The 21907-nt window shown below is 52.4% G+C and carries 19 protein-coding genes; 5 read left to right on the top strand and 14 right to left on the bottom strand.

Going from position 1 to position 21907, the window contains the following annotated elements; genetic code table 11:
• Positions 1–2: 2 nt before the first annotated feature.
• Complete coding sequence (gene mazG / locus G5B42_RS09340) at positions 3–797, bottom strand: nucleoside triphosphate pyrophosphohydrolase (protein ID WP_331274100.1); 795 nt, start codon at positions 795–797, stop codon at positions 3–5.
• A 217-nt stretch (positions 798–1014) separates the two neighbouring features.
• On the opposite strand from mazG, the gene G5B42_RS12290 reads away from it, so the two are divergent.
• Complete coding sequence (locus G5B42_RS12290) at positions 1015–1392, top strand: DUF1256 domain-containing protein (protein WP_331274099.1); 378 nt, start codon at positions 1015–1017, stop codon at positions 1390–1392.
• A complete protein-coding gene (gene yyaC / locus G5B42_RS12285) occupies positions 1352–1723 on the top strand; it encodes a spore protease YyaC (RefSeq protein WP_331274098.1) in 372 nt (123 codons plus the stop codon). Before G5B42_RS12290 ends, yyaC begins: the two co-directional genes overlap by 41 nt.
• Here the strand turns inward: yyaC and G5B42_RS09330 are convergent.
• From G5B42_RS09330 to G5B42_RS09310, 6 genes are all read right to left on the bottom strand, one after another.
• Entirely contained in the window at positions 1700–2695 is a 996-nt protein-coding gene (locus G5B42_RS09330; protein ID WP_181340205.1) for an ROK family protein, read from the bottom strand. The genes yyaC and G5B42_RS09330 overlap by 24 nt on opposite strands.
• 100 nt (positions 2696–2795) lie before the next feature.
• Entirely contained in the window at positions 2796–3899 is a 1104-nt protein-coding gene (locus G5B42_RS09325) for an ABC transporter ATP-binding protein (RefSeq protein ID WP_181340204.1), read from the bottom strand.
• Between the two features lie 459 nt (positions 3900–4358).
• Positions 4359–5384 carry a hypothetical protein gene (locus tag G5B42_RS09320; protein ID WP_181340203.1) on the bottom strand — a complete coding sequence of 342 codons (1026 nt, stop codon included), beginning with the start codon at positions 5382–5384 and terminating at the stop codon, positions 4359–4361.
• Between the two features lie 407 nt (positions 5385–5791).
• A complete protein-coding gene (gene uvrC / locus G5B42_RS09315; protein WP_181340202.1) occupies positions 5792–7627 on the bottom strand; it encodes an excinuclease ABC subunit UvrC in 1836 nt (611 codons plus the stop codon).
• Between the two features lie 105 nt (positions 7628–7732).
• Complete coding sequence (locus tag G5B42_RS11950) at positions 7733–7879, bottom strand: hypothetical protein (RefSeq protein ID WP_231133422.1); 147 nt, start codon at positions 7877–7879, stop codon at positions 7733–7735.
• A gap of 235 nt (positions 7880–8114) precedes the next feature.
• The gene (locus G5B42_RS09310) at positions 8115–9143 is read right to left on the bottom strand and encodes an HD-GYP domain-containing protein (protein ID WP_181340201.1); all 1029 of its coding nucleotides are present in this window, start codon (positions 9141–9143) and stop codon (positions 8115–8117) included.
• A gap of 205 nt (positions 9144–9348) precedes the next feature.
• Between G5B42_RS09310 and G5B42_RS09305 the strand changes: the two genes are divergently transcribed.
• From G5B42_RS09305 to G5B42_RS09295, 3 genes are all read left to right on the top strand, one after another.
• On the top strand, positions 9349–10725 hold the full coding sequence (locus G5B42_RS09305) for a TldD/PmbA family protein (protein WP_181340200.1): 1377 nt from the start codon (positions 9349–9351) through the stop codon (positions 10723–10725).
• 2 nt (positions 10726–10727) lie between these two features.
• The gene (locus tag G5B42_RS09300; RefSeq protein ID WP_181340199.1) at positions 10728–12020 is read left to right on the top strand and encodes a TldD/PmbA family protein; all 1293 of its coding nucleotides are present in this window, start codon (positions 10728–10730) and stop codon (positions 12018–12020) included.
• A 105-nt stretch (positions 12021–12125) separates the two neighbouring features.
• Positions 12126–13064 carry a patatin-like phospholipase family protein gene (locus G5B42_RS09295; protein WP_181340198.1) on the top strand — a complete coding sequence of 313 codons (939 nt, stop codon included), beginning with the start codon at positions 12126–12128 and terminating at the stop codon, positions 13062–13064.
• Here G5B42_RS09295 and G5B42_RS09290 read toward each other — a convergent pair.
• From G5B42_RS09290 to G5B42_RS09260, 7 genes are all read right to left on the bottom strand, one after another.
• Positions 13061–13933, bottom strand: coding sequence for an SMP-30/gluconolactonase/LRE family protein (locus tag G5B42_RS09290; protein ID WP_181340197.1), 873 nt, complete (start codon positions 13931–13933; stop codon positions 13061–13063). The genes G5B42_RS09295 and G5B42_RS09290 overlap by 4 nt on opposite strands.
• Before the next feature lie 118 nt (positions 13934–14051).
• Complete coding sequence (asnS, locus tag G5B42_RS09285; RefSeq protein WP_181340196.1) at positions 14052–15443, bottom strand: asparagine--tRNA ligase; 1392 nt, start codon at positions 15441–15443, stop codon at positions 14052–14054.
• 78 nt (positions 15444–15521) lie between these two features.
• Positions 15522–16544 carry an aspartate--ammonia ligase gene (asnA, locus tag G5B42_RS09280; protein ID WP_181340195.1) on the bottom strand — a complete coding sequence of 341 codons (1023 nt, stop codon included), beginning with the start codon at positions 16542–16544 and terminating at the stop codon, positions 15522–15524.
• 48 nt (positions 16545–16592) lie between these two features.
• Complete coding sequence (locus G5B42_RS09275; protein WP_181340194.1) at positions 16593–17615, bottom strand: HD-GYP domain-containing protein; 1023 nt, start codon at positions 17613–17615, stop codon at positions 16593–16595.
• Between the two features lie 116 nt (positions 17616–17731).
• Positions 17732–19021: an RIP metalloprotease RseP gene (gene rseP / locus G5B42_RS09270; protein WP_181340193.1), complete on the bottom strand. Its 1290-nt coding sequence runs from the start codon at positions 19019–19021 to the stop codon at positions 17732–17734.
• 321 nt (positions 19022–19342) lie between these two features.
• Complete coding sequence (locus G5B42_RS09265; protein ID WP_181340192.1) at positions 19343–19837, bottom strand: hypothetical protein; 495 nt, start codon at positions 19835–19837, stop codon at positions 19343–19345.
• A 60-nt stretch (positions 19838–19897) separates the two neighbouring features.
• Positions 19898–21862, bottom strand: coding sequence for a putative glycoside hydrolase (locus tag G5B42_RS09260; protein WP_181340191.1), 1965 nt, complete (start codon positions 21860–21862; stop codon positions 19898–19900).
• Positions 21863–21907 lie beyond the last annotated feature (45 nt).

The raw sequence follows: 21907 nt of genomic DNA, 5'->3' as shown, positions 1-21907 counted from the left end.
GTTTATACCCGCTTCTTTTCTTCCTCCCAAAGCTGGTCCATTTCTTCCAACGTCAGTGCGGAAAGGTCCTGCCCCCGCGCGGCAGCCCGTTCTTCCAAACAACGAAAACGGCGGACAAACTTTTCGGTACTGCGTAGCAACGCCAGTTCCGGCCGGATCTTAAGAAAACGGGCCAGGTTAACCAGGGAGAAAAGGAGATCCCCGAATTCTTCCTCCAGTCTCCGCTGGTCGGCTTCGCTCTTTACCCCGGCTTCCCAGACGGCCACCAATTCTTCCGCTTCCTCCTTAATCTTCGCGAGTGGTCCCCGTACCTCCGGCCAATCAAAACCAACCCGGGCGGCTTTTGCTTGTACCTTCTCCGCCCGCATTAAAGCCGGAAATGTAGTCGGCACCCCGGAAAGAGCCGAGCAGGGCTCCGTTTCTTTCTCCCGCGCCTTAATCGCTTCCCAGTTGGCCACCGCCGCCTCGGCTCCGGTCACCTCCTGATTATCAAAGACATGGGGATGGCGACGGATCAGTTTGGCGTTAAGGTCCGCAAGGACATCCGCCAGGGTAAAGTGGCCGCTCTCCGCTGCCAGCTGTGCATGGAAGACGACTTGTAACAAAAGGTCCCCCAGTTCTTCCCGGAGGTGGGCCGGGGATTCTTCCTCCAGTGCTTCCAAAACTTCGTACGCCTCTTCCAGTAAATATGGTCTTAAAGAACGATGGGTCTGTTTCCGATCCCAAGGGCACCCCCGTTCGCTTCTTAGAGTACGCATAATCTCTTCCAACCGTTCCAACTCGCGACCACTATTCACTTTCTTTCTCCCCTTCACTTCGGATTTCTTCGTTTAAACTTAGACATCCACTTCTCCGTCTATACCGTAGGGATGAAGCATAGTTAGTATCCCCCATCCGTTTGCCCCGAAGACGCCAAGAACTTCTCCTTTTGTTCTTTTTTGTTACATAACAAACCAGGTTGTCCGTCCCTTTCCGCGCCGGAAAAGCAAAGTTTCAAAGCAAAATTGAAAAAGCATGTATACCCGCCACCCAAACTACATAAGATACAATGTGTTAATTTACCGGAAAGGTGGAGGGGTAAGTTTGTGGTTCTCGCTCGCGCGCAAAGCCGCTCAACTACAACCATTACTTCCGTACCGCATTGACAGCAACAGTGAACAAGCAGCCCAGTTATGTACGGAACGCCTTTATAAATCCTTGACCCATTTGTGCAGTAAAGATTCATCCCTTGTTCTTTTATGTATCGGCACCGACCGCTCAACAGGCGACAGCTTGGGTCCGCTGGTCGGAACCAAAGTTAAAGGTCAGCTTCCCCCCCCAGGTTACTGTCTACGGTACGCTGGACCGTCCCGTGCACGCGGTAAACCTCGAAGCAACGATCCAAGAGATTGAAGAAAAATTTGCCAACCCGTTCATTATCGCTGTTGACGCCTGTCTGGGACGGACGGAAAACATTGGCTACATTAACATTAAACCCGGCCCGCTACGTCCCGGGACGGGTGTAAATAAACATCTGCCCGCAGTAGGGCAGATGCATATCATCGGTGTTGTGAATGTCGGCGGCTTTATGGAGTACCTTGTCCTCCAAAACACCCGTTTAAGCCTGGTCATGCGGATGGCGGAGGTGATCGGTACCGGACTGATCAACAGTTGTCGCCGCTTTTTCCAACCACCGAAAGCAACTCAGCCAGAAACCGCGCTATTTACGGCCCGGACCAAATAGGCTGACCAGAGCGCGTTTCTCCGGCGGGAAACCCAAAAGTGCCGCCCCGACGATTCCCGCGTCATTACCCAGGAGGGCCAAGCGCAACTCGGCCGTGGGGATCCCTTCCTGGCCGTAACACTCCCGTGCCACTTTCTCCTTCAGCGGAACCAATAGATTTTCGCCTTCTTTCGAAACGCCGCCGCCAATAACGATCACTTCGGGTTGTAAAATGTTGATGATATTCACCACCCCAACCGCCAAGTAATCCAAATACTTGTCCACCACCGCCGCACCCACGGCATCGCCTTGCTTGGCCGCATCAAAGGGAGTCTTCGCGGTGATTTTAGATAAATCCCCGTCAACCATCGTATAGAGCAAAGAAGCGGGCGCTTGGGCCGCCGCCTCCCTCGCCATTTCAACCAAGCCCCGGGCGGAGGCGTACGCCTCCCAACAGCCTCTCCGGCCACAGGAGCATAATTTCCCGCTCGCCTCGATCACCATGTGACCCAGTTCAGAACCGGCATTGTTAAATCCGCTATAGATTTTATGGTCAATAATGACCCCGCCTCCGATCCCGGTCCCCAGCGTAATTGTGACTGAGTGACGAACCCCGCCGGCCGCACCGAGTAACCCCTCAGCCAGCGCAGCACAGTTGGCATCATTGTCGACATATACCGGTAAGGGCAGGTATTTTTGCAGTTCGGCGCGGACCGGTACGTTCCGAAAGCCAAGATTGTTATTATAAATGATAACTCCATTCTCCACATCGGGGGCGCCCGGTGAACCCACCCCGACACTTGTAATCTGGTCAAAACCAACCCCGGCTTTGGCCATCACTTCGAGCGCCAGATCGGCCATGTCCTTCAGGATCAAGGTGGCGCTCCGCTCTCTTCCGGTCGGGGCGTTTCCGCGCTCAACGATTTCTCCCTCTTCGTTCACCAGCCCGATGGCAATATTGGTCCCCCCCAAATCGATACCCAAATAATACATAATGTCCTCCCCTTCTATAAACGCCTCTTGTTAAACTTATTAAACATTTAAATAATCCCCCACCGGAGCGATGGGGGATTACTGAAATCGAGTTTTGCCCTTATGGAATGGCTTTCTCCGTTTCTTTATCAAAGAGGTGAATCTTCTGGGTATTGAAGACCAGTTGCGTCTGGTCACCATCAGCCGCTTTCGTGTGGGCATCCACCCGGGCAGTGAAGCTGTGCGGTCCATTGGAAACCCAGAGATAGGTCTCGGACCCGATAAGCTCGCTGACGTCAACGGTCGCGGTAACCACATCTTCCGGATTCGCGTTGGGCGTATCCGCCAGTTCAGAGATGTTCTCCGGACGGATTCCGAAGATAACCTCTTTATCCACATACATATTGGCCGTTCTGAATTTACCTTCCGGAACATAAATCTTGAAGGTGCCAAAGTCAACATAGAACCGGTCGTTTTCTTTCCGGAGCACACCCTCCAAGAAGTTCATCGGCGGTGTCCCAATAAACCCGGCCACGAACACATTATTCGGATGATCGTAAATGTCAAGCGGCCGACCGACCTGCTGGATGACGCCGTCTTTCATAACCACGATCCGGTCACCCATGGTCATCGCCTCAATCTGGTCATGGGTAACATAGATGACGGTGGTCTGGAGACGGTTATGTAGTTTCTGCAACTCCGCCCTCATCTGCACCCGCAATTTGGCGTCAAGGTTGGAGAGGGGCTCATCCATCAAGAAGACTTTGGGTTCGCGAACGATGGCCCGGCCCAACGCTACCCGTTGCCGCTGACCACCGGAAAGCGCTTTTGGCCTACGATCAAGGAGGTTTTCAATCCCAAGAATCTTCGCGGCTTCCTTCACCCGGCGGTCAATCTCGGCCTTCGGGAATTTCCGCAGTTTCAAACCGAAAGCCATGTTATTGTAAACATCCATATGGGGATAGAGGGCGTAGTTCTGGAAAACCATCGCGATGTCCCGGTCTTTCGGCGCGACATCGTTTACCAAAGTGTCACCGATGTAAATATTACCGGAACTAGCTTCTTCAAGACCGGCAACACACCGTAAAGAGGTGGTTTTACCGCAACCGGAGGGACCAACCAAAACCACAAACTCTTTGTCTTTAATCTCTAAGTTAAAATCGTTGACAGCAACAACACCGTTGGGGAACTTCTTATAAACGTGCTCAAAGACTACCTTTGCCAATGTTGTCTACCTCCCAAATCCAATTAAATTAATTATTCCTAAAAAATTTATATCGAATCTCGTTCATTTACTCCATTGTATGTCAATCGCGATCGACATTTAGCGGTTGTTTCTCCACCCCCCATGGTGACCAGTAGTCTTTTTTGTCTATTATGAAGAAGGAGTCATTTTTCGCAATATATGCTGGTCGATGTATTACTTTTCGCTCGAGCTTTTCAGTTTTCTTGGTTTTATATATTCGACATAAACCCAAATTTTCCTGCCACGAAATACCTGTTCTTTCCTTAGCCCTTTCCCCATTTAATTTTTATGGTTGGAAACGAAAAATATGTCCAAAGACTGCAAGAGTCAACAAAAAACAGTACAAAAGGAGAAACCCCGGACCAGTCCGGGGTTTCTCCTTTTACTTTTTGGCAAAGCTTAGTGCGGATAGGCACAACGCTTCATGTTACATGTGTTTTAGAATTGCAGCTCCAAACCGGCGGAGATGGTGGGCTGGTTCTCGATGAAGTTGTAACCGGCCGTAAGCTCCAGTCCGTTCGGTGCACTGTAACCAACCGTGGCTTCCAGTTTTTCCGCTTCCGCGGTCTCAAAATCATAATTACCAGCCAGCTTGGTGTTGAAATCCAGCCCGGCAATGTTGACCGTACGGGCAACGGAGTAATCAACCGTCTTTTCATAGTCCACATAGTCGGCTACCACTTCGAAACCGAATTGGTTAGCGGTCGCGCCAACGGTGAAACCGGTTCCCGGATTAACGTTATTTTTGTCATCGTCTTTGGTGTTCCGATGGGTAGCGTTAAATTCGGTCGGGATATCTTGATAGCCGGCCCGAACCTCAAGGCCTTCCAGTACCTGGTACTTACCTTTCACCCGGTAAGCGTTGGCCCCTTCATGCACCGCCGCATACGTCCCGGAGACTTCGGCTCCGGCCAGCGGTTGCACGGTGGTGGACAAGGCGTAGGAGAGCTGCTCGTCGGCTTTCACCACGGTCGCTTGGGCCTCAATCCCGTCCATCGGATTGATTTTGACGTAAGCGCCCCGGTCCAGAATGCTCTCGCCGGCCAGGGAATAGTAACCACCAAGGGTAACCGGGCCAATGGCCAGTTGGTCAATGCTGATCCCGGTGGTTTTGATCCCTTTCGCCACGAAATCCGAGTAGCTGTGGTTCAAGGACCCGATTCTGGTGGTAAACTCGGGGGTTCCCGGAATTAAAGCGCCGTTGGTCTCCAGCCATAATGCGTTGATGCCCAGTTCCCAGTTCGACCAGGGGAACGACTGTTCCGAACTGCCGAAACCAAGACCGGCTTTCAGACCTTCACCTATCTTGGCGGAGAGTTCAATCTCGGAATTTCCGCCGAAGTTCTCACCATAAGTGGCTTCGGTAATCACTTTACCAGAAAAGTCTAAATTGGCAGCCATCACAACGGGAGTCATTGTTGCGATTAGTAATAGGGCAAGTAATGATGCGACAACTCGTTTCATCGATTGGTTCCTCCTTAGGTTCTGCGATTTTTTCTTCGATTTTGGTTTTCTTTTATTAGAATTGGTGCTGCGATAGGAAAAGAACCGAACTGAGTGGTCATGTTTCCTCAATTCTCCCTCTTTTCCGGCAACGAACGGTAGTGCGATGAATTACTACCCCTGTGTCTCCGTCCAATGCCTAAGTCGTTTTCACCTCCTTTACACCGGACGGTTATCGCAGGTGTAGTAAACTTTGAACTTGACTGTTTCTTGGGTGGTGTTATGCAGTTTTTAGGGTCCGTTGTTCTGCCCTACTATTTCGCTTTTTAAAACATAACTCCTGCTAAACCCCATAATGTATATATTGACTCCAATAGTATTATTTAAGCATTTACCCAGAAAACAGCAGAAACAGTGGGGGAAAGGATCTACTCCATCTCCTCCAAACCCTCCAAAATAGCCCGGGCCGCAGTGACCGTCATCCCCTCGACCGACAACAACTCCTCCAGTGATGCTTCCCGAATCTGCCGGAGCGATCCGAATTTCTGCAGTAACGCCTTTTTCCGCTTGGGGCCAATCCCCTTGATCCGGTCTAAAGCCGAAGCGAAGCTCTGTTTTTGCCGCCGGGCACGGTGGAAAGTCAAAGCAAAACGATGGGCTTCATCCCGCAGATGCTGCAAAAGGTGCAAGGCCTGATCGTCCCGGGGTAAGCGCAAAGGTTGTTCCTGACCGCGCTGGTAAATTTCTTCCTCCTTCTCCGCCAGGCTGATCACCGGCTGTTCCGCCCAACCGAGCGCCGCCAGCTTGGTATAGACTGCGTTCAATTGGCCCTTTCCGCCGTCGATCACCAGTAAATCGGGGAATGGCAGAAAGCTGGGATTCTCCTCCGCTTCCTCCTGCTCCTGTTGTCCGTGCAAAAACCGGCGGCCGACCGCTTCCTGGAGGGCCGCATAGTCATCATTCTTGGCGATCCCACGGATCCGGAACCGCCGGTAGGCTTCCGGAGCCGGCCGTCCATCGAGGAAAACCACCATCGCAGCCACCGGTTCTTCCCCTTGCCAGTGGGAGATATCGAAGGCTTCGATCCGCCGTGGAATCTGGGGAAGGGCCAATAGTTCACGCAACCGTTCCAAAGCCAACCGGGTGGCCGCCGCGGCCTGTTTCCGCCGGGCCAGTTCCCTGTCGAGGAGAAGTTCCGCATTTTCCCGGGCCATCTGTAAAAGCTGAAACTTTTCGCCCCGTTTCGGGTGGATTAAGTCTACTTTCTGTTTTTTCCGATCCGTCAGCCAAGCGGCGATCGCCGCCTGGTCGGGGAGAGCCACCGGAAGAATAACCTCTTTGGGGATGTAATCCAGCTCATCGTAGTATTGGAGGAGAAAACTCCGGAGAAACTCCTCGGTTTCACCGGCCAGATCCGTAAAGAAGAAGCCCTCTTTGCCAATGAGTTTCCCCCGGCGGATCTGGAGCACCTGAATAAAACTGCCCTCGTCCGTCAGGGCCAACCCGAAAACATCCCGGTCGATGGGCGCCGTCGAAACCACCGTCTGCCGCTGGACCACCTTTTGCAAAGCGCGTAACTTATCCCGGTACACCGCCGCTTCTTCATATTCCTGCCGTGCAGCGGCCGCTTCCATCTCTTCCTTGAGCTTGGCCTCCAGTTGTTCGGTATGACCTTCTAAAACTCGACAAAATTCCTGGACCATCTGGCGGTAAGTTTCGGGGTCGACTTCACCGGCGCAAGGGGCCAAACAACGCCCAATATGATAGTTAAGGCAGGGCCGGAGTCGTTCCTCCGGTTTCAAGCTTCTTTTACAAGAACGGAGGGGAAAGATTTTTTGCAAAAGCCGAAGAATCTCCCGTAACGCTCCTGCTTCCGTAAACGGGCCAAAATAACGGGCTCCATCCCGTTGTGGCCGGCGGACGATATACACCCGCGGATAAGGTTCTTGCCAAGTCACTTTCAACCATGGATATTGCTTATCATCACGAAGGCGCACGTTATACTTTGGACGATGTTCTTTGATCAAATTACATTCCAAGGCCAATGCCTCAATTTCGGAGGCGGTCGTGATGAAATCAACTTTGGCAACTTGTTCTACCATCCGTGCAATCCGCGGCGGGTGTTTTTTGGCCGGCTGAAAATAGGAACGCACCCGGTGGCGAAGGGAGTTGGCCTTTCCGACATAGAGGATCTGGTCCGCTTCGTTTTTCATCAAATAAACCCCCGGTGTCGTGGGGATTGTCCTCAGTTCTTCTTCGTTCATCAAGAATTGCTCCTTTGTGCTCTGGTTTTCCCTCTTGGTTTAATTATGCCAAAAAATAAAGCAATAAAAAAGTGGTCGGCATCGACCACTATGTTATACTCGTTTCTAGACGATCTCCGTATGGCTTTTTTTTCCATCCCAGAAAAACCGAACTTTCAACCGTTCACCTTTAAAGGAAACAAATTGATAAACACGGAGATCACGTCCGGCTTCCAAGAGCCGGAGGCGGCCTTTTTCCTTTAGGTAAGCCATGTTCTTTTGCCAATCACCGGTTCTATTCTTCTCTAAAAAGGCGATAATCTCTTCCAGGACTGTTTCTCCTTCCCCGCTAATAAATAAAGAAAAAAAAACGTAAAAAGCCGGTCATAGATTAACATGAATAACTCTTATATTGGCATTAATAAGATAATTAGGAAAAACTGCCTTCGCTATTATAATGAAGAGCGCACGGCTTGTCAAGGCAGTTTTATGTTAATATATCTTTACTTTAAGACAGCCGCCTTTCAATCTTTAATAAATCGTTTGCCTTTAAGGCGATCTTTTTCCCTTTGTCCGTCCCGGTCAAAAATTCGACCTTGACGCTTTCGCGGGTTACATCGGTGACCAACCCCACCTCCAAATTGTTTAGTAAAACAACGCTGCCAACCGGGTACAACGCGACGGACTGTGCCAAGAGCTTGATCATCTTGGGATCGTACTTTTCCGGTGCTTCCGCAGCCAATTGCGCCAAAGCCTCATGACTCCACAGTGTCCGCCGGTAACTGCGCCCCGAAGTCATCGCATCATAAGAATCCGCTGTCATCACAATTTTGGCGTAGAGATGGATCTGTTCACTATTCAGGCCACGGGGATACCCGGATCCATCCTCACGCTCGTGGTGCTGATAAGCAACGTGCGCCGAGAGGAGACTCAACCCCGGTGCCCCGCGTAAGATCTCAAAACCGTATTTCGGGTGCAAACGCATCTTTTCGTACTCTTGATAAGTAAGGTGCCCGCTCTTTTCCAAAATCGAATTCTCAATGCACATTTTGCCAATATCATGAAGTAAAGCCCCGACCGCCAGCTCCTTGATTTGTTTCCTGGCCAAACCCAGGTTTTTCCCCATAATGCTGGCGATGATCCCAACCTTCACCGAATGCAGGTAAGTATAGTTATCATGGCTTCTCATCTCAAAGATATTGAACAGAACATCTTCATTCAACACTTCATCCACCATGAAATCAACCACATCCAGGACTTCTTTATAATCAAGGTTCTGTTTTTTCGCCGCGTTCAGAAAAACTTCCCGTACGGATCTCAGCGCCTGGCTGTAGGTTTGCTCGCTGATCCCATTCACTTCAAAATCTTCCGGCCCCTCCCCCACAAAAAGGTGGGTAAAGTGCAAGGCTTTCAGTTCTTCCAGGTAGTTCTTGGTCAATTTTACACCTCTGGCCAGTAGCGTTCTCCCGTCTTCGGCAAAGACGCTCCGGGCTAGAATCATTCCTTCTTCAATCTCTTCCAGCGGTAAGTAGCGCAATCTCCAGTCCTCCGTCTGTTCATAAATATTAATCAGAATGGGAAACTAACGATTAAAAGGCCATCCCCTACGCGGGGGCAAAAGACTTACTATCTCAAGTATAAATCAAATTGATTGTTTTTTCTATAAAGATTGGTAAAGAGTTTATTTTAATGTTATAATCCTTTATAATCCGACCAGAAATTAAAAAGCGAGGGAAGTCCGGATGAACATAGATTTGTCTTCCTTTAGAAATTTGTTCACGGATTACACCGAATTACGTTGTCAAGAAAATAACAGCCTGGTCATTAGTTTTTTAAAAGGTAATAACACGACAAACACCCGGTTGACGACCAGCGGCGTCTCCGCCCGGGTTTATAAAGACGGGGTCTGGGGTTTTGCCTCCTCCCCCGAGGCAACCCACGACGGTGTTAAGTTTGTGATTACCACCGCCACCGATAACGCCTCTTTTCTCGCTGCAAAAGAAAGATTAAGCGCCGCTCCTTTACCCCGCGGTGAAGTGACCACCCATTACGATCCGCCCATGACCGCGCCGCCGCCCAACCCGGAACAGCTAGTGGCTTTCCTTCAAGAAATCGACCAGTATATCGCGGAAAAATACCCCAATCTGGCCAGTCGCACAGTGACCTTCAACCGGACCGAACTGAAAAAATCGCTCCTCACTTCCGAAGGCGCTGCCGCCTTTTCCTTGCTTACCCGGTCTTTAATTTTGATTGGTTTAACGGTCGAGCACGACGGCGCACCCGTCAGTCTGCAGGAAGTCTTCGGCGGCCGCGGCCAATTTGAAGATCATTTTTCGACTCCGGATGCGCTCTATCCCCAGATCGATCAGTTATACGAACATTTGATGCGCAAGCGGGAAGGGGTTTACCCCGCAGCCGGGCTGAAGACTTGTATTCTCGCGCCCGAATTGACCGGAATTTTGGCCCATGAAGCCATCGGCCATACCTGTGAAGCCGATCTGGTGCTGGGCGGATCGGTGGTCGGAACCAAACTCGGGCAGCCCGTGGCCAGCCCTTTGGTCTCCCTCGTTGATTTTGCCCATACCGCCTTGGGCGAAATTTGCCCGGTTCCCATCTTCATTGACGATGAAGGAACCACCGCCACCGATGCAGTCTTGATTGACCATGGCATCCTCAAGGGGTTTCTCCATAACAAGGAAACGGCTCGCCACTTTCAGGTCCCACCGACCGGTAACGCCCGTGCTTTTCGTTTTTCGGATGAACCTTTAATCCGGATGCGCAATACCGCCATCCTGCCGGGTGAGGCCAGCCTGGAGGAGATGATCGCTTCCCTCGACGACGGTTATTATCTGATGCGGCCCAGCAATGGTCAGGCCGACGCGACCAGCGAGTTTATGTTTGGGGTGACGTTGGGCTATGAAGTGAAAAACGGTAAGCTGGGCCGGGCGATCAAAGACACGACCATCTCCGGCCTGGCTTTTCAGGTTTTGCAGACGGTAAGTGAAGTTTCACGGGAGTTTAAATGGTTAAGCGGGGGCATGTGCGGCAAAAAACAACTGATCCCGGTCGGCTTAGGCGGACCCGCGCTCAAATGCCAAGTAATGATCGGAGGTCGGTAAAGATGTCGACAAAGGAATTAACCACCTACGCACTGCACGCTTTAAAACAGGCCGGTGCCGAAAAAGCCGAAACGATCCTGACCCGGACCGAAAAGACGGAGATGAATTTGGAAAACGGGGCATTGAAGCTAATCCGGACAACCGTCGATCATCATCTGCGGTTGACGGCCCTAAAAAACCAGCGGCGGGGAAGTCTGCTTTTGAACAAAATCGACCGGACCGCCTTGGATCCGGCCGTCCAGGAAGTATTGGCGATCGCCGCCTCCTCCGCGCCGGACCCCGCCCATGATATCGCAGAGTACCAACCGCCCAAAATCTTCAACAAGGGCGGGACCGCACCCGATTTCGACTTGATGTACCAAAGGTTCAAAACTTTCACCAGCGACGTGGCTGCGGAATTTCCCCGGATTCTACTGCTCAACGCCCACTTGGATTTTACCAGGCAGACCACGTTCTTCCAAAATTCCAACGGCGTCGATTTTACCGTCAACCAAGGCGGATACCGCTTTGCCGTCACCTTCTCGGCCCGAGAAGGCCACGGCTCCTCCTCCTTTAATAACACGGGCTTTTTTACCTTGGACTTGAAAGAAGAACTGCTGAACTGTGGTTCCCTCCGGATTCTTTTTGACCAGGCCAACCGAGGGCAGACACCGCGGAAGGCCCCGGGCAAGTTTACCGGCGAGGTGATCATCACCCCGGATTGCCTCGAAGAATTTCTCCACTCTTTACTGGAGATCACCATCAGCGACGGACCATTGATCGCCGGAACCAGCCCATTTCGGCATCAGTTAAATCAACAGGTGGTCAGTTCCCGCTTGACCTTGGACTGCCGCCCGGTTTCCCCGGAGATTAGCAGTGGCTATTTTATCACCAGTGACGGGTATGAAGCCCAAAACGCAACCATCTTTGAAAACGGCGTTTTGAAAAGCTTTCTGTTGAGCCAGTATGGCGCGAAAAAAACCGGTCTGCCCCGGGCAGCCAATGATGGCGGTGCCTTTGTCGTCACCCCGGGTGACCAACCCCTCGCGACAATCTTGAAAAAAGTAAAAAAGGGTCTCCTCCTGAACCGTTTTTCCGGAGGGGCCCCCAGCCCAAACGGAGATTTTTCCGGCGTCGCCAAGAACAGTTTCTACATTGAAGACGGCACCATTCAATATCCGCTTAGTGAAACGATGATCGCCGGTAATCTGATCACCCTCTTTCAGTCGATCCTGGCTGTTTCGCAGGAACGTATCGACTTTGGCTCGGCCATTTTACCTTGGATCCATGCGTATGGTGTAACCATCTCCGGATAAGGAAACAACCCGGCAACAACTCCCCTGCTTGCTCATAAAATAGATTGATCCGAACAGATAAGCTGTATCCGTTGGTTAATACCTGATTAATTGGGGGAGTAAAAAATGAAACGCGCGTTGGTGTTATCCGGAGGGGGGAGTAAAGGCGCATTCGAGGTTGGCGCCATTGCCAACCTGGTCAGCAAAAAGAAGCTGGATTTCCAACTGTTCACCGGGACGAGCGTCGGCGCGTTAAACGCCGCCTTCCTCGGCCAGGCCCGAAACTTCAAGGAACTGCAGGAACTAGTCAAAGAACTAACGGCGATCTGGTTGGGGATCAAGGGTAACCGGTGCATTTACCGCAGCGGGTTGTTCGGTAATCTGTGGCGGTTCTTCCGGCACGGCGCTTTATATAACCCCAGCGGTCTACAGGATCTCATTTCCCGGAAAATCGACCCGGAGCGCCTCTTTCATCCGCGAACCGTCGTCAAAGTGACAGTCGTTTCCTTTGAAACCGGAAATCTCTTGTGCGCCGACAGCCGTAAGCCCGCTTTCCACCAGGATTATCTCTTGTATGTTTTGGCCAGCGCCAGTATGCCCTTTTTCTTCCCGGCCGTCCCCATCGCCGGCCAACATTGGTACGACGGGGGCTTACGCGATCTAACCCCTTTGGCGACCGCAATTAAGGAAAACCCCGATGAGATTGTCGTGATTACCACGTTCCCCCTCAGCCCCAACTTAGAGGCAACTTTGCCACCAGCCCGGCCCGGCAACGCCCTCCAGGCCATCCTGCGCACGGTGGAGATCCTGCTCAGTGAGATCGCGGTCAATGATCTGCAACTGGCCCAGGCAATAAATAAGGCTTGGTGGCGCTATCCGGGGAAAAGACCAATTCCGATCCAGATTATCGCACCCACCAAGCCTTTATCAGGTCATGCCCTTTCTTTTGACCCTGTTCAAATCAGGGAGAATCTTAAAGCCGGTTACGAAGCGGCCGAAGAGCCCCGCTTCTTGGCGATGAACCGTTACCCTGACTTCAGCAACACCACCGCCCCCAACCTTTAAGAAGCATATTTCGGAGTAGGAAGCCCGTTCACCCCCGGCCGGCAACAGAAAATCCCGCCGGCGTGCGGTTGCCGGGCTAATTCTTTGGGGTTCAACGGATAACGGGCGGTGGTAATATACAGTTCTTCAAAGGCACTCCCGCCAAATTGACAAGCTGTGACCAGTGAAACCGGGAGCTGAACAGTGGCAAGCAACGTACCGCTCTCCGGATCCCAACGGGTCACCCGGCCGCCTTGCCAGTGGGCGATCCAAAGTTTCCCCTCGGCATCGACGGTCATGCCGGCGGGCAAGCCCACCCCTTCCGGGAATTTCACCACCGTCCGTCTGTTGTTTAACGCACCGCTCTCCGGGTTAAAATCAAAAGCGACAATCTCCCGCGTCGGCGTGTCCACATAATACATCAACCGGTAGTCCGGACTCCAGCCCAACCCCCACGGCAGGGTGGCATTGACCAGCACCGGACGGACCGTATGGTCCTTTTCCATACAGTAAAGGGTTCCCCAGGGCTTTTGGCCCAAAAGATCGGAAGTTCCGGCCCAAAGCCGGCCGGTCAGGTCACATTTTCCGCTGATGAAGCGGTTCTCGGAAGGATCCGGAAGAAAGACGGGTGCCACTTCTTTTGTCTGGGGATCCAAAAGGTAAAGACCGCTCTGGAGCGCAATGACCGCCCCGCCGCCCTGCCGGGGAAGATACGCCCCCACATGCTGGTTTACTTCCAGCCAGTGCCGCTCCCCAGTGGTCGGCTGGTAAGTATAGACTTTTGTCCCCATCAGGTCCACCCAGTAAAAGGTTTGGGTCTCCTCTTCCCAACAAGGATTTCCCCCCATTAAGGTTTTGCTGTCAACCACCAGCTCGACCTGGCTTTTCATTGGCGCCCTCCTTTGCCGGGTTTAATACGGTTTCCCTACCAAAAACATTGGTGACATCCCATGTTATTTATAGTATCGTCCAATGCAACAAAAATTATCCCGCGAAAAAACGGATTTATTAAAATTCGGCCGAATTGACCGTCCGCGGGAAGGGGAGCACATCCCGGATGTTGGCCATCCCCGTCAGGTACATAATCGCGCGCTCGAAACCAAGGCCGAAGCCGGCGTGTTTGGTCCCGCCGTATTTACGCAGTTCAAGGTACCACCAGTAGTTGGCAAAATCCAACCCGCACTCTCTCATCCGGGCTTCCAGCAACGACAGGCGCTCCTCCCTTTGGCTGCCGCCAATGATCTCACCAACCCCCGGCACCAAGAGATCCATGGCGGCCACGGTCCGCCCGTCATCATTAAGCCGCATGTAAAAAGCTTTGATCTCTTTGGGATAGTCGATCACAAACACCGGTTTTTTAAAGACCTTCTCAGTCAAGTAACGTTCATGTTCGGTCTGGAGGTCGGCTCCCCACGCCACCGGGTATTTAAAATCCTGGTCCGCTTTTTTAAGGAGCTCGATGGCGTCCGTATAGGTAATCACCCCAAAGTCGGAGTTGACCACATTATCCAGCCGCGCCAGCAAGTCCGGATCGATAAACCGGTTGAAAAACTGCATCTCCTCCGGGGCCTGCTCCAGACAATAGTTGATGATGTATTTCAACATCTCTTCCGCCAAAGCCATATTGTCGTTCAGGTCGGCAAAGGCAATCTCCGGCTCCACCATCCAAAATTCGGCGGCATGCCGCGGGGTATTGGAGTTTTCCGCCCGGAAGGTTGGTCCAAAGGTGTAAACATTGCGGAAGGCCATACAGAAAGTCTCCGCTTCCAACTGCCCGCTCACGGTTAAATGGGTCTCCCGGCCAAAAAAGTCCTGGCGAAAATCAACCCGGCCTTCTTCATCCCGGGGAAGGTCATCAAAATCAAGGGTCGTCACGCGGAACATCTGCCCGGCCCCTTCGCAGTCACTCCCAGTAATAATCGGCGTGTGGACATAGACAAAATTCCGCTCTTGGAAAAACCGGTGGATCGCATAGGCGGCCAAAGAACGCAGGCGAAAGACCGCGGAAAAAGTATTTGAACGCGGCCGCAAATGGGCAATGGTCCGTAAGTACTCCAGGGTATGGCGTTTCTTTTGCAGGGGATAATCCGACGCGGACAGGCCTTCGATGGTGATTTTGTCGGCTTTAATCTCCCACGGTTGTTTCGCCCCCGGACTTTCCACCAGTTCACCCTCGATCCGCAGGGCGGTGGCGATGGGTAGTTTCGCAATCTCCTGGAAATTAGGTAGTTTGTCGTCAAATACGACCTGTATGTTGTGGAAGAAAGAGCCGTCATTAAGTTCGATAAACCCAAAACTCTTCGAGACCCGGATCGTCCGGACCCAACCACTAACCTGGACTGGGCGGCCCAAATAGGATTGGGGATCCCGGAAAATCTGTTTTACCAATACTTCTCCCATGTTCATTCCCCCAACTTTACATCGCTTTTCTTCTTTATGTTAAGATTGTAAATAGACCGTTTCCTTGCCTGCTCTACTTTACAAGAGGAAGATCTCCCCTTCCCGGCAGGCTTTGATCATGTGGTCGGGCCAAACGGAGGATTGGACCTCCCCGATGTGGGCCTTCTTCAGAAAGTACATGCATAACCGGGACTGGCCGATCCCGCCCCCAATGGTATAAGGGAGCCTGCCCGCCAGTAAATCCTGGTGGTAAGTCAAGGCCAACCGTTCTTCGCAGCCCGCTTCCTTGACCTGTCGACGCAGGCTTTCTGCGTCAACCCGAATCCCCATCGACGAGATCTCCAGCGCCTTCCCCAGCAGGTCATACCAGAGAATGATATCCCCGTTGAGATTCCAGTCGTCGTAATCGGGAGCGCGCCCGTCATGGCGCTGCCCTGACTTCAGGGTTCCCCCGATCTTCATGATAAATACCGCCCCCCATTCCCGGGCGATCAGGTCTTCCCGCGCTTTGGGAGTTGCGTCGGGATAGCGGTCTTCCAACTCCTGCGCAGTGATGAATTTAATCTCCGGTGGCAATTCCACGGGAAGTTCCGGAAAATACTGGCGAATATAGGCCTCGGTCGATTGCAACACCCGGTAAATGGCCCGAACGGTCTCTTTTAAGGTCTCAACCGTCCTTTCCTCCCGCCGGATCACCTTCTCCCAGTCCCACTGGTCCACGTAGATCGAATGCAAATTATCCAGATTTTCATCCCGGCGGATTGCATTCATATCAGTGTATAAACCTTCACCGGGGCCAAAACCGTATTTTTGCAGGGCCATCCGTTTCCATTTGGCTAAAGATTGGACGATCTCACACCTTTGCCCGTTTAAAGCTTTCACATCAAAGCTGACCGGTCGCTCCGTACCGGTCAGATTGTCGTTTAACCCCGATTCAGGTGTCACGAATAAGGGAGCCGAAACCCGGACCAAACCCAATTCTTTCGCCAACGCATTTTCAAAGTAATCTTTCAGTTTCTTGATGGCGATTTGGGTATCCTTAATCCCCAGGAGTGACCGGTAGTCTTTTGGGATACAAACGGAGTGGAATAATTCAACCATTGAGTCTCCTCCTATCATTAAACCTGTTGAAATGGTTCAGTAGAGCAACTAAAGCACCCGTTTGGCAATGCGGGAAAACTCCGTCACCGGTAACTCCAGCAGGTCCGAAAGTTGTTTTGGGTTTTGCAGCACCATTTTTGTGGTCGAAACCGCCACCACCACCCTTTGTTCCCCGCCGGTGAGCTGGACCACACTCCCCACCGGGTAGAGGGCCACCGCTTCGCGCAGAGCCCGCACAACTGCCGGATTATATTTGGCCGGACTCTCCGCCGTTAACTCCTTGAGCGCTTGGTCGTTCCAGAGGCGAACTTTATAAGTACGGTTGGAAACCATGGCATCAAATGAATCGGCCACCCCGACAATCTTTGACGCCAGGGGAATATCGACTCCGATCAGCCCAAGGGGGTACCCGGAACCGTCTTCCCGTTCGTGGTGCTGATAGGCTATGTTGGCAACTTTCAGCGAAAAACTTGCCCGGATCGTCTCAAACCCTCTGATCGTATGTTGTTTAATCTGGACCGTGTCGGTGGCCGAAAGGGCTTGAAGCTTCTTAATCGCCGTCTTAATGTAAGCTTTACCCAGATCGTGGAGGAAGGCCCCCAGGGCGATCTCCTTCAATTCTTCCCGGTTAAGCTTGAGCTGTCTTCCCATCAAAACGGAGATCACCGCTACATTGAGGGAGTGGTTATAAAGATAGTTGTCGGGGGTCTTTACATCGATAATATCAAAAACCCGGTCCTCCTGTTGCAACACATCCTTTAAAAGACCTTCGATGACGAAAGAGATTAGCGGCTCGTTAAGGGGTTTGTGTTCCACAACGCGAATGAGCGATTCGCGTAAAACCCGGATGGCTTCAACCCGAATCTTGTCGCTGAGGGGACCGGTGCAGTCCCAGTCCTCAGCGGGTGATTCATAAACATATAAATGGGTATATTCCATCCGCGCCAAACGATGCAGGTAGGCAGGGGTCAGTCTTGTCCCCTTATTCAGCAGGACGCGCCCGTCATTCCCAATGACCGCATGCGCCAGAAACATATCTTCCGTGATCTCTTTTAACGGCAGATATTTCATCTTCCCCTCCCTCCTGACACCGCCAAATTCAATCCAATAGAGATGAATTCTCTATCGGTAACCTTTTCCCTCTAATCGCCGTTGTTGCGAATTTGTTTACTAAAGGTAAACCGCAGTCAACCCCGGACCAGTTGGATGATGTCATTGAAAAGGACAAAGACGGCCAACACCATTAACAACGCAAAACCGACCATTGAGATACTGGCTTCCCGCTCCGGGGAAAGCGGTTTCCCCCTGACCGCCTCGAAGACATAGAGCAAGAGGCGGCCCCCATCCAGGGCGGGTAATGGCAAGAGGTTGGTCGCCCCGATGGCAATACTGATCAAAGCCGAAATATTCAGCAGGTTAAGCAGGATTAAAGACAGGGTCGGGCTGTAACTGACCGCCTCACTCATTATGCTGACGATCCGTACGGGTCCCGCCAATTCCGTCAGGGAAACTTTACCCGTCAACAACCAGCCGAAACTGTAAACCACGCTCCGGATTACGGCGTAAATATAAACGACGCCTTGTTTTAAGATCGTACCGCTTCCACCACGGAGGGTCTGGAAGGAAAACCCAGTGTCGAAATAGGTGGCGCCCTTCTCCAGACGGGGGGTAAGCCGCAAGGTCTCCTCCCGCCCCGCCCTTAAAACGGTTACGGTAATCGGTTGGTCCTGCTTCTCCTGGACCAACCGGCTGATCTCTTTTTTGGTCGATACGGGCTGTCCATCAAGGCGGATGATCCGGTCCCCCGGCAACAACCCGCTTTCCTCGGCCGGGGAACCGGGTACAATATACTGGACTAGGGTGGATTCTTCGCCGTAAGGTTCGACGGCCCCAAAACCTAGAACATAACGTTCCGCGGGAATAACATCCGGAACAAACAACACCTGCTTCTTTTCGTTCCCCCGTTGGAGCTGGATCACGCTGGGCTTCCCATTGTTAATTGCCATAAAAGAATATAAGTCGGAAGGTTGGTACACCCGCCGCCCGTCATACCGGAGAATCCGGTCTCCGGCCATCAGGCCGGCCTCGGCCGCCGGGGAGCCGGGCGGAACCGGCCCCAGAACCATTGAGCTGTACCCGATCACGGCAAAGACCACGCAGATAAAGACCAGGGCCCCAAGGAAATTCATGACCGGGCCACCGGCAACCACCGCCATTCTGACCGCCAATGGTTTCTTACTGAAAGAACGCTCACTGTCGGAAGCTTCCTCTTCCCCTTCGAGGAGCACATAAGCACCGACCGGGAAAAGCCGCAGGGAAAAGGTGGTCTCCCCCTTTTTGGTACTGAACAGCTTTGGTCCAAAAAAGAGCGAAAACTCCAAGACGCTAATCCCTGCCGCTTTTGCCACTAAATAATGGCCCAATTCATGCAAGATCACAATTAAATTCAAAGCCAAAATGGCGATTAAAATGTTCATCCCGATCCTCCTTTTCTACACCAGGACCAAAAGGCCTTCTTCCCGGCCCGCCTTGAACCCGTTTCCCAGCGCTCATTTCGCCGGCCTGAAACGTCATATCCCTTGGTTAAACGCAGAGGTTAATCTAAAGTTCCATCCTCCCGCCCACTACTCCCATTATGCTCGAAAAAAAGGGTCCTTAGCCAGGCCCCCTTTTTTGTCTTCGCTTACTTTAAACGACGCTCTTTCCCGACTTTTATTTCTTTGGAAACTTGAATACAACGCCCGGCCACTTACGGTCCAACATCGGACAAGCCTAGCGAACGAAGAAAATCCGGTGCTTTAGTAGTTCACACCCAAGCCGATCTGAAAACTGAAATTCTTCCCGTACTGGTCGGTTTCGGCCAACAACCCGCCCCGCAGATCCAGGTTGTCAGCCAAGGCGAGCACCATTCCCAGTTCCAAGACGGCGGCTAGCCGGTTACTGGCCAGAGAAAGGCTGAGGTCGCCGACGAACCCCATGTATTGATCGAGCGGCATGGCGATGTTGGCACCGATAAAGGGGGCCTGTTCAATCACCCCTAAAAGCAAGGCCAGGTTGGAATCGAATTCATACTTCGCCCCGACTTTAGTCGCGTCTTTTCTAATCGCCACGCATAAGCCGACTTCCGAAGTGATGCCGTACTCGGTGTCAAGTTGCAAACCCTTATCCCCAATAAACATTAAGGTGGTCTCGCCACCCCGTGCCTGGACCTCGGGCGAGTTCAGACCGAGGGCGACCTGGGGGATAAGCAACAGACTAACAACCAGTAAACCGACGAAAAAGGACTTTCTCATGGTTGTCTCCTCCTTCCTTTCTTTAGCGCGACTCCCTTCGCCGATTATATGCCAGATTCGTTAATCGAAAAGGATTTCCCTCTCTTCGCCATTCTGGTAAATTATGTCGGTTAAGGGTCTCTTTACCATATAATAATCGTTGGTGTTATTCCACAAGGTAAAACCGGAGGCGGGCGAAGCAAGCGTTCCCGTAACCTGTTTAAGCAAGTATTCGGTATAAACGGGCGCGGTCATCCTTAATTCCCGCCCGGTTAAGCGAAAGGCTTGAACATACGGACGGATAATGCTTTCTCCCCCCGTCAAAAACTGCGCCCGGAACGAACCTTCCCGGTAAATGAATTCGGCCCGTTCCAGATAATCACCGGGATAAAAGGAGGCGGGGAAATGGGACGGATAATACATGGGACAGATCACATCCACGTACTGGGCGAAGATGCGAATATTCTGCCCGGTTAATCCTTCCATCAGATACCAACAGTGGTAACCGTACAGGTCGGCACTGATTGGCACCTTAAGCCGCGTCCGGGCCAAGGCCAAAAATCCTTCCAAGGCGTCAACCCGCCGGGCCCCGGCCGGTTGGTACCGGTAGTAGCAACGGCTGAGGTCCCCGTCGGTGGGAAAACGGATGTAATCAAACTGAATCTCGTCCACGCCCAAGGCCTGCAGCTCTTCGGCGATGGCCAGGTTGTACTCCCAAACCTCACGGGCAAAGGGATCAACCCAGTGTTCCCTCTGGACATATGTGGTTTCACCGTCGGCCGTCCGCGTTGCCACCAGATTACGCCAGGGTCCACCCCCGTTGCGGTCCCAGACCGCGTAGCGGTGGTTGTCGTACCGGTACAGACGGCTGTCCTTAAAGACGACCAAACGGCCGATTAAATAGATCCCGTTTTCCTTCGCTTTTTTGATCAGCGTTTTGGCCTCGAACCTTTTTTGGACAGCCCCGATTTGGTGGGCCAAGGCGACTCCGGTGTCGTAGGTGATGTAGCCCATGTCATCTTTAAAGTCAACGACCATTGCGTTTAAGCCGTTTTCCTTTAAAAACCGGATGTGGTTGTCCAGCCGGCGGCCGGAAGCAAAATCGGAACGGACATAAATCCCGTATTTGCCGGCAGCCAAGGCCATTCGTTCATCCTTCGCCCGGTCGACCTCCGGTCTTACCGGCGCGGACGTTAACGAGACCAGTTCAAAAGCGGGCCAAGCGTAGATCTCTTGCCCATCATCATATGTAATCTGTAACCACCAGGATGAGCCGGGCGAAGGGGAATCGTCAGGCACCGCAGGGAGTGGCACCGGCCGGAACAACAGGTTCTTCACCAAACGGCGACGGGCATGTTCCGTCTCCAGTTCTTCCCAGATCTGCAAAGCCTTATTATAGAGATAGAGGCCATTACCAAAGCCGCAGGCCAAAACGAGCTTGTCGGGATTTTCAGGATGGTAGGCCAAAGCGGCAATCTCTTCCTCATATGGTGTCTGCTGAAGGAAACTTAACTCCCCGGACAGCTTGGTCCAGTGGCGTCCGAGGTTCGTTGTTTCATAAAAACCGGCAAATGAGGTTCCAACCATCATTCTTTCTTCATGTCCCGGCGCAAGCGCAACCGCCGTGATCACACTGCCGTTGTTAAAGGGAATGCGCCGCCAGGTTACACCATAGTCTTCGGAAAGAAAGATCTGAGTCGTGGTCGTCACGGCGACCCGCTCAGGCCGGACCGGATCCACCCCGATTGCGGTGAGCAGCGCCGGCTGTTCCCCCCCAGTCATCAGGCGGCCGGGGAGACCTTCGTTTCGGGCCTCCCAGGTTTTACCCGCATCAAACGAAACCAGAAAACCCGCCCGCGGGGAAAGGCCGTACCACAGCGTAGGTCCGGTTTCCACGATCCACTGGGGACCAACCTCCGCGGAAACCTCTTCCACCGCGGCCGCTTCCGTCCAGTCGCGACCGGTGGCTCCCTCCAGTACTCCCGGTCCCCAACCGGACTCCTCCCCGCCCGGTTCGGTGGCCGAAAGTGCCGGTACGACCAGCATCAAAATAATACTAAAAAAAAAAGCTCCAGTAAAAACAACGACTCT

This window comes from Capillibacterium thermochitinicola (assembly GCF_013664685.1).
GTDB lineage: Bacteria > Bacillota > UBA4882 > UBA10575 > UBA10575 > Capillibacterium > Capillibacterium thermochitinicola.
Note: the sequence above shows the minus strand (reverse complement) of the source record. Positions and strands in the feature narration are given on the sequence as shown.

What these genes read in the sequence shown, in the direction of transcription:
- G5B42_RS11950 (WP_231133422.1), bottom strand. Translation starts at nt 7,879, where the DNA reads ATGGCTTACCTAAAGGAAAAAGGCCGCCTCCGGCTCTTGGAAGCCGGA.
- uvrC (WP_181340202.1), bottom strand. Translation starts at nt 7,627, where the DNA reads ATGAACGAAGAAGAACTGAGGACAATCCCCACGACACCGGGGGTTTAT.
- asnA (WP_181340195.1), bottom strand. Translation starts at nt 16,544, where the DNA reads ATGGTTGAATTATTCCACTCCGTTTGTATCCCAAAAGACTACCGGTCA.
- G5B42_RS09320 (WP_181340203.1), bottom strand. Translation starts at nt 5,384, where the DNA reads ATGAAACGAGTTGTCGCATCATTACTTGCCCTATTACTAATCGCAACA.
- G5B42_RS09295 (WP_181340198.1), top strand. Translation starts at nt 12,126, where the DNA reads ATGAAACGCGCGTTGGTGTTATCCGGAGGGGGGAGTAAAGGCGCATTC.
- G5B42_RS09300 (WP_181340199.1), top strand. Translation starts at nt 10,728, where the DNA reads ATGTCGACAAAGGAATTAACCACCTACGCACTGCACGCTTTAAAACAG.
- G5B42_RS09305 (WP_181340200.1), top strand. Translation starts at nt 9,349, where the DNA reads ATGAACATAGATTTGTCTTCCTTTAGAAATTTGTTCACGGATTACACC.
- G5B42_RS09260 (WP_181340191.1), bottom strand. Translation starts at nt 21,862, where the DNA reads ATGCTGGTCGTACCGGCACTTTCGGCCACCGAACCGGGCGGGGAGGAG.
- G5B42_RS12290 (WP_331274099.1), top strand. Translation starts at nt 1,015, where the DNA reads ATGTATACCCGCCACCCAAACTACATAAGATACAATGTGTTAATTTAC.
- G5B42_RS09330 (WP_181340205.1), bottom strand. Translation starts at nt 2,695, where the DNA reads ATGTATTATTTGGGTATCGATTTGGGGGGGACCAATATTGCCATCGGG.
- G5B42_RS09265 (WP_181340192.1), bottom strand. Translation starts at nt 19,837, where the DNA reads ATGAGAAAGTCCTTTTTCGTCGGTTTACTGGTTGTTAGTCTGTTGCTT.
- asnS (WP_181340196.1), bottom strand. Translation starts at nt 15,443, where the DNA reads ATGGGAGAAGTATTGGTAAAACAGATTTTCCGGGATCCCCAATCCTAT.
- rseP (WP_181340193.1), bottom strand. Translation starts at nt 19,021, where the DNA reads ATGAACATTTTAATCGCCATTTTGGCTTTGAATTTAATTGTGATCTTG.
- G5B42_RS09290 (WP_181340197.1), bottom strand. Translation starts at nt 13,933, where the DNA reads ATGAAAAGCCAGGTCGAGCTGGTGGTTGACAGCAAAACCTTAATGGGG.
- G5B42_RS09275 (WP_181340194.1), bottom strand. Translation starts at nt 17,615, where the DNA reads ATGAAATATCTGCCGTTAAAAGAGATCACGGAAGATATGTTTCTGGCG.